This window comes from Parapedobacter brassicae, from assembly GCF_051400755.1.
Classification (GTDB): Bacteria; Bacteroidota; Bacteroidia; order Sphingobacteriales; family Sphingobacteriaceae; genus Parapedobacter.
In genome coordinates, this window is record NZ_JBLFFL010000011.1 from 62,025 (window position 1) to 72,893 (window position 10,869).

Annotated in this window: 14 protein-coding genes; 11 read left to right on the forward strand and 3 right to left on the reverse strand. The window is 56.9% G+C overall.

The genetic code is table 11. The features are described from left to right. The first annotated feature begins 19 nt into the window (after positions 1–19). From ACMGDE_RS18920 to ACMGDE_RS18955, 8 genes are all read left to right on the forward strand, one after another. The gene (locus ACMGDE_RS18920) at positions 20–787 is read left to right on the forward strand and encodes a glycosyltransferase family 2 protein (protein ID WP_436834400.1); all 768 of its coding nucleotides are present in this window, start codon (positions 20–22) and stop codon (positions 785–787) included. 12 nt (positions 788–799) lie between these two features. Beyond that, on the forward strand, positions 800–1,813 hold the full coding sequence (locus tag ACMGDE_RS18925; RefSeq protein ID WP_436834401.1) for a polysaccharide pyruvyl transferase family protein: 1,014 nt from the start codon (positions 800–802) through the stop codon (positions 1,811–1,813). Then, positions 1,810–2,820: a glycosyltransferase family 2 protein gene (locus tag ACMGDE_RS18930; RefSeq protein WP_436834402.1), complete on the forward strand. Its 1,011-nt coding sequence runs from the start codon at positions 1,810–1,812 to the stop codon at positions 2,818–2,820. The genes ACMGDE_RS18925 and ACMGDE_RS18930 overlap by 4 nt, the downstream gene beginning before the upstream one ends. 7 nt (positions 2,821–2,827) lie before the next feature. Beyond that, positions 2,828–4,093 (forward strand): hypothetical protein, encoded by a 1,266-nt coding sequence (locus tag ACMGDE_RS18935; RefSeq protein ID WP_436834403.1) that lies wholly within the window; start codon positions 2,828–2,830, stop codon positions 4,091–4,093. After that, on the forward strand, positions 4,068–5,378 hold the full coding sequence (locus tag ACMGDE_RS18940; protein ID WP_436834404.1) for a glycosyltransferase family 4 protein: 1,311 nt from the start codon (positions 4,068–4,070) through the stop codon (positions 5,376–5,378). Before ACMGDE_RS18935 ends, ACMGDE_RS18940 begins: the two co-directional genes overlap by 26 nt. A 44-nt stretch (positions 5,379–5,422) precedes the next feature. Then, positions 5,423–6,202 carry a glycosyltransferase family 2 protein gene (locus ACMGDE_RS18945; protein ID WP_436834405.1) on the forward strand — a complete coding sequence of 260 codons (780 nt, stop codon included), beginning with the start codon at positions 5,423–5,425 and terminating at the stop codon, positions 6,200–6,202. A 299-nt stretch (positions 6,203–6,501) separates the two neighbouring features. Next, positions 6,502–7,101, forward strand: a complete 600-nt coding sequence (locus ACMGDE_RS18950) for an imm11 family protein (RefSeq protein WP_436834406.1) — start codon at positions 6,502–6,504, stop codon at positions 7,099–7,101. Positions 7,102–7,230: 129 nt separating this feature from the next. Continuing rightward, a complete protein-coding gene (locus tag ACMGDE_RS18955; protein WP_436834407.1) occupies positions 7,231–8,013 on the forward strand; it encodes an alpha/beta fold hydrolase in 783 nt (260 codons plus the stop codon). A gap of 47 nt (positions 8,014–8,060) precedes the next feature. Here ACMGDE_RS18955 and ACMGDE_RS18960 read toward each other — a convergent pair whose 3' ends face one another. Next, the gene (locus ACMGDE_RS18960; protein WP_436834408.1) at positions 8,061–8,237 is read right to left on the reverse strand and encodes a hypothetical protein; all 177 of its coding nucleotides are present in this window, start codon (positions 8,235–8,237) and stop codon (positions 8,061–8,063) included. Further along, a complete protein-coding gene (locus ACMGDE_RS18965; protein ID WP_436834409.1) occupies positions 8,230–8,433 on the reverse strand; it encodes a metallophosphoesterase in 204 nt (67 codons plus the stop codon). Before ACMGDE_RS18965 ends, ACMGDE_RS18960 begins: the two co-directional genes overlap by 8 nt. Between ACMGDE_RS18965 and ACMGDE_RS18970 the strand changes: the two genes are divergently transcribed. Together ACMGDE_RS18970 and ACMGDE_RS18975 are read left to right on the forward strand one after the other, a co-directional pair. Continuing rightward, complete coding sequence (locus tag ACMGDE_RS18970) at positions 8,425–8,946, forward strand: hypothetical protein (RefSeq protein WP_436834410.1); 522 nt, start codon at positions 8,425–8,427, stop codon at positions 8,944–8,946. The genes ACMGDE_RS18965 and ACMGDE_RS18970 overlap by 9 nt on opposite strands. A 124-nt stretch (positions 8,947–9,070) precedes the next feature. Continuing rightward, positions 9,071–9,787 (forward strand): DUF4386 domain-containing protein, encoded by a 717-nt coding sequence (locus ACMGDE_RS18975; protein ID WP_436834411.1) that lies wholly within the window; start codon positions 9,071–9,073, stop codon positions 9,785–9,787. Here the strand turns inward: ACMGDE_RS18975 and ACMGDE_RS18980 are convergent. Further along, positions 9,740–10,324 (reverse strand): Crp/Fnr family transcriptional regulator, encoded by a 585-nt coding sequence (locus ACMGDE_RS18980; protein WP_436834412.1) that lies wholly within the window; start codon positions 10,322–10,324, stop codon positions 9,740–9,742. The genes ACMGDE_RS18975 and ACMGDE_RS18980 overlap by 48 nt on opposite strands. Before the next feature lie 315 nt (positions 10,325–10,639). On the opposite strand from ACMGDE_RS18980, the gene ACMGDE_RS18985 reads away from it, so the two are divergent. Then, positions 10,640–10,869: hypothetical protein (locus ACMGDE_RS18985; protein WP_436834413.1), on the forward strand; the 230-nt coding region annotated here is incomplete at its 3' end.

Sequence of the window (10,869 nt, forward strand, 5' to 3'; positions counted from 1 at the left end):
AAAAGAAAGGAGAACGCAGATGGATACGCATATTTCGATCATCACGGTGTGCCTCAACAGTCACCGAACCATCCACGATACGATCCGGAGCATACTGGAACAGGATTTCACCGGTTACGAATATATTGTGATTGACGGTGGTTCCACCGACGGTACGCTGGACGTTATCGAAAGTTATTTTCCGCACTTTGTGGAAAGGGGGGTGCGCTACCGGTGGGTCAGCGGACGCGACCGGGGGATGTATGATGCGATGAACAAGGGGATCGGGCTGGCCTCGGGCACGCTGGTGGGCATCCTCAATGCAGACGACTGGTATGAGCCGGATACGCTGCGGACGGTGTTTGATGCGTACACCGCCCTGCCGGACGGAGACAGTATCGTCATCTACGGGATGCTCCGCCTCTGGCGGGAGGGGCAGGAGTATGCGCTTCGACGCTACCACCATCATTTCGTCCGGGAACGGGTGATCCAGCACCCCACCTGTTTCGTGCCCCGCAGCCTGTATGAACGGTACGGCGGGTTTGATATCCGCTATCGCCTGGCTGGCGACTTCGAGCTGCTGAACCGGCTGCACAGCCGTGGGGTCGGTTTTCACGGGATGGACAGGGTGCTCACCAACTTCAGGCTCGGCGGGGCCAGCGCTTCAACGGGCAGCCGGGGGACATTGGAGACCCTCCGGGTGATGAAGGATTATGGGACAATCGGGCTGCGCAGCTATTACCTGCGGGCCTGGAAAGCCCGGCTTGGCGGTGCCGTGCGGTGCACGTTCCGTCTGAACGAACTTTAATGCAATGGGACTATGGAAGAATCTGTTACGGTAAGCCATGCACTGATCGCGCAGCTGCGCACGGGCATCAGCCAGGCGCTCACGCCCCTCATCGACCGGGACTTCGTGCTGCTGGACGTGCCGAACCACCGCAACATCGGTGACAATCTCATCTGGAAAGGCGAATTGGAATTCTTCGCGGGACTGCCATGCCGGATGAGGTACACTGCGAACATGCACACCTGTCGGTTCGACCGCGTACCTGCCGATGCGACGATCTTGCTGCATGGCGGAGGGAATTTCGGTGACCTGTACCGGGAGAGCCAGCGGTTCAAGCTGTCGGTCATCGGGGCGTTCCGGCGACAGCGGATCATTCTGTTGCCCCAGACAGCCCATTATACCGATCCGGCCCTGCTTGAGCGCGACGCGCGAACAATCAACGCCCACCGTGATCTGTTCCTGTGCCTGCGTGACCGGGCCTCCTTCGGGCTGCTCAGCCGGTACGTAGCCCCCGAAAAGTTGCTGCTGCTGCCCGACATGGCATTCTGTCTGGATTTCAGTGCGCACCGCAGCACGGCGCGGACGGGCAGGGCGTTGATACTGAAGCGGACCGACCACGAGTTGGGCGACCGCTTCAGCCCCGCTGATTTTCTGGCGGATTGTGCGGGTAAGATCGTGGATATCCGGGACTGGCCCACCTACGGGATCTCGCGGGAGCATACCCGATGGATGACCCGGCTGGACCGCGTGGAACGCAAGCTCAGCGAGTGGATGGTGGGTATGCCGGGATTGCAGGGGTTAGTGGACCCGGCGTTCGGGCTGCGCTCCAGGGGTAACTTGGACCGGTACGTGCAACAGGGAATTGCGTTCATCAACCGTTACGACAACGTGGTCACCACGCGGCTGCATGGCTTCATCCTGGCAGCGCTGCTGGGCAAGCCGGTCCGGATGGTGGACAACTCATATGGGAAAAACAAACATTTTTTTGACACCTGGTTACGGGGGCCGATTCTCCGTGACCTTACGATATCCGACAATAATAGATGATCAAACAACCACTCGTCTCCGTAATTATTCCGTGTTATAATGGCGCGGCCTATGTCGGTCAGGCGCTGGAGTCCATCCTCGCACAGACGTATCCGAATCTGGAGATCATCGTGATCGATGACGGGTCCACCGACGGCAGCCAGCACATCATCGCTGCCTTTGCCCAGATGGACAAGCGGATCAAGGCGGTCCGGTACGAACAGAACAGGAAACTGGTGGATGTGCTGAACAGCGGTATCGAACTGGCCCGGGGCAAATATATTGCGCGGATGGATGCGGACGATATTGCCCTGCCCACGCGGATCGAACGGCAGGTCCGGTTCATGGAGGCCAATCCCGATATTGGTCTATCGGGAACGTTCATCGCCGCCTTCGACGGGCAGGGCAGGAAAAGGAACCGCGGCCTTCCCGTGACGCACGAACGGATAAAGGCCTATTTGTTCACCGCTTCCGCATTTTTCCACCCCACCGTCATCATGCGCCGGCAGGTGCTGGGCAAGTGGAATCTCAGGTATGAATCCCGGTATTACCGCGCGGAGGATCATGCCCTGTGGCTGAATATGGCCGAACATACGCGGTGCGCCAACCTGCCGGTCGTGCTGTTGAAGTACCGCCTGCTCGCCGACAGCGAAACGCGGCTGGCGGACGGGAACCGGGAGGAGCGTCGAGCGGTGCTGGCGGCCATCCACCGGCTGGCGCTGTCCAAGATCGGGGTGACGCTCTCCCCCGAGGAGCAGCAGCTGTATTCCTGCAGCATGGTACGGGCGGATATGCGGTTGGTCAAGCACCGGCCGGTGGGGGAGTTGATCCGGTTGTTCGGAAAGATCCTGCAAGCGAACAGCGCAAGTGGATTCGCGGACGGGGACTACCTGGCGCGGTGTTTTGCATTGCGGATTATCCTATTCCTATGCTGCTCAGGACAGTTCCTGCGGGTGGGACAGCTGCTGCACGCTGGGTTGAGCCTGCTCTCCATGCCGGCGGCCGTGTACCTTTCCGAAAGAAAATAGCAATGTCATGAGGTGGTTCAGCATAGTGGTCGGCTTTTTGATCTTTTTCAATTTTCCCGTGCCCGGTGTGTACAGTTCGGCCGTAGGGGCATTCCTGCTGGCCACGGGTTACTACCTGCTAACCGACCGGGACCCTTTGCTTTATTTCCGGTTCCACCATGTCCTCCGTATCCTGACTGCGCTGGTGTTCCTCACATTGGCCTCGGCCGTCCCCGCCATGGTCCACCTTACCTTTGATTTCCATATCCTGAAGGCGTTTCTGTTGCAGCTGGGGCTGATGGGGATACTGGTTTACTGTCTGCCGGTACTGCTGGGCGTTCCGGGGAGGATCGGGGGCGCCGGATTCGATGCTGCTGCGTCCTTGGTGGTTTCGGTTTTTGCGGTACAGTCTGCCGTACAGATCCTGGCATTTGTTTTTCCGCCCGTCGCCGATGCGGTTCATTTCTTCCAGAAAGCCGCGGTGGCCGGCAAGGACTATGGGGGCATACGGGCGCTGGCCCTGTCGGGCAATCCCTTTTTCGACCTGTCGGCGGGATACGCCTTATGCTTCGTCGTTTTCATCCGGCGCGCGGTCGGAGGTCCCGGACCGGCCATGCGGACGACCGACATCCTGCTCCTGCTCTTGCTGGTCGCAGGGACCGCGTTTGCGGGCCGGACAGGGTTTATCGGGCTGGCGGTGGCGTTGGTTACCCTGTTGGTATACCGCGGCAGTTTCGCATTCAAATGCCTTTCCCTGCTGAAGATTACGCTGGTCGGAGGGCTGGTCGCCTTGGCGGGGCCATTGCTGCTTCCAGCCGATACCCGCCAATCGCTGTTCGACGACCTGCTGCCGTTTGCCTTCGAGTTCGTTTACCGCTACGCCGGCGAGGGGCGACTGGCCACCGAATCCACCGACATTCTTTCGTCCATGTATTTTCCCCTCAAAGCCACGACCTTCCTGTTCGGGGATGGCCGCTACCTGACATCCGACGGCAGTTATTACCGGTACACGGACGTCGGCTATATGCGGCATATCCTATATTACGGCGTTCCCGGGCAGCTGCTATTGGTCGGTTACCAGCTGTTGTTCTTCCTCAAACCGGCGTTGGCGCGGGTTTCCTCCAACGACCTGCTGTTTTGGATAGCGCTGCTGGCACTGCTGTTTGTGCTGCACGGCAAGGGTGAGGTGATGGGGTTCATGCCCATCATCCAGGTGATCCTGTTAGTGCTGGGGACCGGTTCTTTAATCAATAAAAACGATACGAAACATGATCAATATCCTGCACATCGGTGAACATGCCACCGGGGGTGGCGACGGGACCGTTTTCCGTTCCACTGTCCTCGCGCTCAAACAGGCGCCGTTCGGCGACCGCTACCGCAACCATGTCGCCTGCCGCCAGTCGGAAGGATTGCCCTTTGCTGTGGATCTGGATATGGGGCCGCCCCGCCCGGAGGCGGTGCTGTCGGCCATCTACTCCCGGGGCAATTACCGGAAACTCCAGCGGTTTCTCCTCCGCGTCAGGCCGGACATCATCCACCTGCAGCACTACGCCAACCTGTCTCCCTCCATTCTGCACGCGATCTACGGCTATAAGCGACAGCACCGCGATGTGCACGTCGTACAGACGACCCACACCTTCGAACGGGTGTGCCCCAATTTCGCGGGATACGATTTCCGCTTGGGCAAGCGATGCACCGACTGTGCCGCGGACCGCTTCCGCTACCGGATATTCCGCCGGCGGTGCAGCCGGGGGGGGACGTTGCACTCCTGGGGCAAGGGCTTGGCTGCGCTGATCGCCGATTTCTTTTACGATAGGGGGGTGGTGGACAGCGTGATCGCCCCGTCGGAGTTCCTGGGACGCATCATGCAACCCCGTATCGGCAACCTGTCGGCCATGTACACCATAGGCAACCCGATCGCCGACGTCTTTCTGGACAGCGCAACGCGACCGGCCCATAAACAGGATCTGGTCGTGGCATTCGGCCGGCTTTCCGAAGAGAAGAATTATCCCCTGCTGATCGAGGCGCTGGTGCGGTACAAGCGGCAGTACCACCACCTTAAGCCACTTACCGTGAAGATCATCGGCGAGGGTGCCGAGCAGGCGAAGCTGCAGGCCCTGGCGATCGAAAACGGATTGGATTTCGTGTGGTTCACGCCCTTCCTCGGTCACGAGCAACTGGTGCAGGCCATCGGTTCGGCCAAGGTGTCCGTGCTACCCTCCAAATGTTTCGAAACGTTTGCCCTGTTCGTCATCGAGTCCCTGGCCTTGAACATCATTCCGCTGGTGGCCGGGCACGGGGGCATGCGGGAAGCCGTGGAACGGTTTGGGGCAGGGGTTACCTTCCGGAGCGAAGACCCGCAGGACCTGGCCGACCGCCTGTTCCTCTGTCTGGAAAATTATCCCGAAAGAATCCAACTGCTGACCGCGGCAGGCGATAGGATTAAGGAAACATTTAGCAGCGACCGGTACGCCGATGCATTGAAGGAGGTATACGGAAACCGCAAACCCTCCGATCCTGCACAGGCTGGCCGGCGTTTCCCCATCTCCCCGACGGAACCGGTAACCGGCCTATGTTGAAACAAACAGATAATTTGTAACAGATAACAAATAAATAATGCATCATGTCAACTCCACTACCATTGGTTTCCATCATTACCCCGGCTTACAACGTGCAGCAATACATCGGGGGAACGATCGTTTCCGTGATCCGGCAGACCTACCCGAACTGGGAGCTGATTATTGTCGACGACCATTCCACTGACGGCACCTATCGGATCGCCAGCGGGTTCGCCCAGCAGGACCATCGGATCAGGGTCTCCCGGACAACGGAGAACGCTGGGGCGGCCACAGCCCGCAACCGCGGCATCGCACTCGCCCGGGGGGCATACATCGCCTTCCTGGACAGCGATGACCTGTGGATGCCCCGCAAGCTGGAGGTGCAGATCCGTCAGATGCAGGAGGCGGATGCCTGGTTCTCCTTTACGGCCTACTGGATGATCAACGAAGACGGGCAGTACCTGAAAACGGTCACCATCCCGAGGACGACCAGCTACCCGGAATTGCTCAAGACGGACGTGATTGGCTGCCTCACGGCGGTGTACAACGCGGAGCGGATGGGTAAGCTCCTGTTCCCCATTCCGGAGGTCAATACGGGTTTCAAGGAAGACTACATCCTGTGGCTGCAGGTGGCCAAAATGATCGGAACAGAGCCGTTTATCGGCATTAACCAGCCCCTGGCTGCGTATCGCGTCAGGAAAGGGGGCATGTCCGCCAACAAACTCAGGGCCGCAGGATACCAGTGGGTGGTATACCGGAAGGTGGAAGAGCTGAACAGGGTACGTTCAGCGGTCAACTTCCTGACCTACGCGTACCACGGGGTGATCAAGCATTATGGGATATAGCGCCGACTTACCCGCCAATCCATTCCGTTTATTGTCCGCTTCCGTATACCGCACTTTTTTCATCCCAACCATCCGTTTCCAGACAGTGCCTGCTCGTATCCGTACAGTCCGTAAGGTTATGGATGCTTTACCACCGGCCGAGCCACTCAAGCTAAAAACGCAAAGTCAGATCGTGATACAGCCGATAGCAGAAAAGCATATGATCAGGAAGAAAGAATACCCATATATAGTAGAACGCGGGCAATGGAAAAAGCGTCGGCGCTTCTGACAACCACTGGATTAATTGAACAAACAACCCCATGCGCACCAATAAAAATCCGATTATCTTTGTCCTGATACAAATGAATCTTAACGCAAATGCTCAATGGTTTAATTTAGCCACGACGGTGAACCATCCGCTGGCCGTGGTGGATTTTAAGGACGGTTCGTCCCGGCTGTTCGATTACTTCGTGTTGGACAAGGGAGATGGCAGATTCCTGGATTTCGCCAAACCCACTGCCATAGCACAGTCCGGATACACCAAACGGAACATCACCTCCACCGATTTCGTCAAGGCATCTATAGGCATCCCCATATTCTCCGTGGATTTCAAGGACAAGCTGGAGGCCGAATTGAAGGATGACCTGCTTTTTTTCGAATGCACGGTCAACTGCCAGGGCGAAGCGTTCCCGTTTTATGCGGGCAAGGTACTGCGTTACATCAGCCTGATCGACCGGGAACGGTCCACTTTTAGGACGCTGTCGGACGGCTCCAGCCTGCCTGCAAAAGCGGTGTACAGAGAGGACATACCGGAGCCGTTTCTGGTGGCGCGTGACACAGACTTTCCAAGCCGGTTTGCCGTATCCACGGTTTTCCGGAAACTTGTGGAAGCACACGGGTTAAAGGTGGGTTTCATCTGATTCCCAGCTACCGGTCACTTAACAATTTGTTAATTTCCCCGGCCGTCAGCAAATCCGTTTTGCCGCTATATTTGTCCTGGCGGCAAGGATGAAGCAGAGGCAGGAATGTAACCCAATCTACCTGAGAGAATGAACTACCGACTTTTTGGCGATCCGGCCCGGCCTGCGGTGCTGTTGCTCCATGCCATCGGCACCAGCGGCAGCATGTGGGCCCGCATTGTGGATAGATTGAAGGACAGATACTGCTGTATCGTGGTCGATCTTCCGGGGCACGGACAGAGCCGTGCAATTCCCTGGTCCACGCTGGACAGGGTTGCGGCCGATCTGGCCGACCTTGTCCAAGGGATTACGGGCGGGCGGCGGGTGCACGTCGCCGGACTGTCATTCGGGGCATATGTCGGTCTGGTCATGCTTAGGCGGCGTCCCCATGTGGTTGAAAGCGCATTTTTGAGCGGGCTGAACGTCCTGCCATTCCCGAACAAGGGAGCGATGCGGATCATGGGGAGGCTGATCGGCCGCTTGGTGAAAACCGGTCTGCTGATCCGGATGAATGCCCGTATCCTTCGGATTCCGGAGGTCGATTTTCCGGCTTACCGCGATTCCGTCAGGCAGTTGGACAGGCGCGCATTTGTACGGGCCAATGCCGAGGTACTGGAGTTTACGTTGCCAGCGGCGGCGGGCGGGTATACACCGCGGGCGCTGTTCCTTACCGGCGAAAACGAGCATTCGCTCATCCTCCGGTCGCTGGAGCAGCTCACCGGAGCGGTGGACGGTTCGTCCGCCAGGCTGGTCAAGGGGCTGGGGCACGGTTGGAGTGCCGAAGCCCCTGACTTATTCGCCTCGGCGCTGGCGGGTTGGATCGAAGGGCATGAACCGGATCCGGACCATTTCCTTATCCCACCTTCAGCATAGCAACGGATTGCTCCTTTTTCGGTCATTCTTTGGGATAGGTTCACAAATCACCAATTCATCGCGAGGTCGGGAGCGTTCGGAATATCAGCATCATGCGCATCCTTGAGCTGGCTTACTGCCCAATCCCATTGTGCTGACCCCGGATTCACGTCCGGCAGGTCGGTCGACGGATAGGTATTTACATTGATATTAATGTTCGTATCGTCATCGGTGCTATCAGGCAAGCCGTTCGATGAATCGAGCGTAATGATCGTCACCGGTCCATAGTCTACCCGGTAATAAAAACTCATCCCAAGCCCGCTGGTATGCGCCGCCCTGTACGAGGTCGCCGGCCAGCAGCACGAAGTCTGGCTGGCTTCTCCGCACCTGTTTGAGGTTTTCGGCAAAGCCTTCCGTTTCGGTTAGCAGGTAGTGCTTCACGATATCGGGCCTGCCGGTACTCCGTTCGTGCTGCCCGATCCGGCCTTTGACATCCAGACGGTCATCCGCAAATACCGCATCCCCGGTTACCTCGTCAACTGGTGGGACCGCATGGACGTGGAAAGCATGGTCCGGCGCGGGGAACGCATACTGAAACCAACACCGTTCAATGAGTACGATGGTGACTATTACCGGGTGCCGTCGTTTCCGCTGATCGAGGCCGGGATCACCAAAGCCGATGTCGTCAGGTTCTGGAAAGACAAACCCGAATATGTGTTCCCACCCATCTCTAACTGTGTGATGTGCTTTCATCATACCATCCAGCAGCACCAAAAACAATGGCAGCACCCGCAGAATGTGGCCAAGATGCACTGGGCAGCCGATGCCGAAGCGAAGAAAGGCTATACGTTCCTAAAAAAGTACAGCATGGAGCAGATCCGGAACCTGCCCATCCAGACCGAACTGGAATTTTCTGATTTTAGCGGCTGCGACAGCGGAGCCTGCACCGATTGAAAAGCCGAAAATACGGTAGTGGCATACCGCGTTTCAGCCGATCGTCCTGCATTTCTTACCCAACGTCAAGGGGATGGAAATGCCTCCGTACCTACATTTGTCCCCAATGACAGGACTTACAATAATGAACCACACACAACGGACATTTGCGCGCATTGCCGGAAGCTCCCTGCTTGCCATGGCGATCATCGCCGGCTTTGCCTATGGTTACGCCTTCCAACGCCTTTATATACCCGATGATGCTTCGGGAACGGTTAACAACCTTAATGGCTCACCCGGGCTGTTCCGATGGCTGGTGTTTTCCTTTGCCATCATATTGGTACTGGACATTATCGCAGCGTGGGCCCTGTACTTTTTTTTCAAAGGCGGCAACGCAGCACTATCCCTGCTTTCCGCCTGGCTCCGGTTGGTCTATTCGGCGTTATTGGGCGTCGCACTGTCAAACTTATATGAGGTGTTGCCGGTACTGCAGGATGTCCGTCAGCATCCGGATGCAGCCATGGAAGCATTCCAGTCGTTTTCGGACAGCTGGTCCCTCGGACTGATTATTTTCGGATGCCACCTGTTTGTACTGGGTGTGGTCGCCTTTGATTCGCGGACAGTTCCCCGAATATGGGCCGTGATGGTCCTGATCGCCTCGGTTTGTTACATCGGGACTAATGCCGCACAGGTGCTGGTTCCGGATTACGACCGCTACACGGGTCTAGTCGACACGGTACTTGCACTGCCGATGGCGTTGGGGGAACTGGGTCTGGCGGCTTGGTTGCTGGTCAAAGGGGGTAGGAAGCGGCAGTCAGATGCGCCTGTTCCTGAATATCCTTTTCCGGATCCGGCTCAATGATTCCGGCGTAACCCCGATGTAACTTGCGAGTTGGTGCTGCGGCACCCGTTGGAGTAAATCCGGCCTGTTTTCAAGCAGGTCAAGGTAGCGTTCTTCCGGTGAGGAGGTGATGAACCGGGAAAGTGCGTCCTGCGTTTTACCCAGGTCACGCTCCATCATCGTCCGGGTGATCCCTTCGAGCTTGGGGAATGCCCGGTAAAGTTCCGCATCCGTTTCGGGATCTCCGATAAGCAGGACAGCATGTTCCACACTTGAGAGGTAGCTGTCGGACGGTATCCGGTTGGTATAGCTCGTGAAAAGAACAGCAGCCTCATTTTCGGTAAAGAACCGTGTGGTTCTCTCAACGCCATCAATGACTACATACTGGCGGAGGCATCCCTTCAGTACGAAATAACAGGCATTGCAGATCTCCCCTTCGCGCACCAACACTGTTCCGCCATCCACTTCCCGGACCGTCATCAGGCTGGCGATGGTTACCATTTCCCCTCCGGTCAGGGAGTGGAATTGGGACAGGAAAGCTACCAGTTCATTTCGCATGGCGGATCAAGGATACGCCAAATATGGGGAATTTTAGCTGGACTTGAAAATGCCGCGGATCGGGCACCCATTTCGACAGGGCATATGCTCAGTCAGTCCCGGATCGCCTTCAGTGGTGTAAGGGTTTGTTATTTATTTCTTAGTTTTTTGAGCAGTAAATCATACGGGTTTCATTAACTTAGCGGATGAAAAATATAGACAAACGGCAAGCGGACTGCCGTTATTTAAAAACATAGCAAATCGGACTGTGCTTAACCTCGTGAAGACAAAAAACTTTAGCTCCGGCTCGATTGCGCTTTACTATGAGCCGATAAAATGACCGCTAATACAATAGGTAAGGTGTTCGCTAGTTTCAGCCGGTGCCTAACCACTTGCATGTTTCTGATGGCTGCCCTTGTTTCCTGTTCACAAACCGGTCGGGTTTCGCTGGAAAAGGCGATGCACGATGTCGAACACGGAGCATACCCCGGCATCGATGCGATCATCATCGCCCGCCATGGCGAAACCATTTACCAGCATTATGCCAACGGCATGACCCCCGAAAC

Bases quoted from the DNA above. Each gene is read 5' to 3' on its own strand.
- ACMGDE_RS18920 (WP_436834400.1), top strand. From the start codon at position 20: ATGGATACGCATATTTCGATCATCACGGTGTGCCTCAACAGTCACCGA.
- ACMGDE_RS18925 (WP_436834401.1), top strand. From the start codon at position 800: ATGGAAGAATCTGTTACGGTAAGCCATGCACTGATCGCGCAGCTGCGC.
- ACMGDE_RS18930 (WP_436834402.1), top strand. From the start codon at position 1,810: ATGATCAAACAACCACTCGTCTCCGTAATTATTCCGTGTTATAATGGC.
- ACMGDE_RS18935 (WP_436834403.1), top strand. From the start codon at position 2,828: ATGAGGTGGTTCAGCATAGTGGTCGGCTTTTTGATCTTTTTCAATTTT.
- ACMGDE_RS18940 (WP_436834404.1), top strand. From the start codon at position 4,068: ATGATCAATATCCTGCACATCGGTGAACATGCCACCGGGGGTGGCGAC.
- ACMGDE_RS18945 (WP_436834405.1), top strand. From the start codon at position 5,423: ATGTCAACTCCACTACCATTGGTTTCCATCATTACCCCGGCTTACAAC.
- ACMGDE_RS18950 (WP_436834406.1), top strand. From the start codon at position 6,502: ATGCGCACCAATAAAAATCCGATTATCTTTGTCCTGATACAAATGAAT.
- ACMGDE_RS18955 (WP_436834407.1), top strand. From the start codon at position 7,231: ATGAACTACCGACTTTTTGGCGATCCGGCCCGGCCTGCGGTGCTGTTG.
- ACMGDE_RS18975 (WP_436834411.1), top strand. From the start codon at position 9,071: ATGAACCACACACAACGGACATTTGCGCGCATTGCCGGAAGCTCCCTG.
- ACMGDE_RS18980 (WP_436834412.1), bottom strand. From the start codon at position 10,324: ATGCGAAATGAACTGGTAGCTTTCCTGTCCCAATTCCACTCCCTGACC.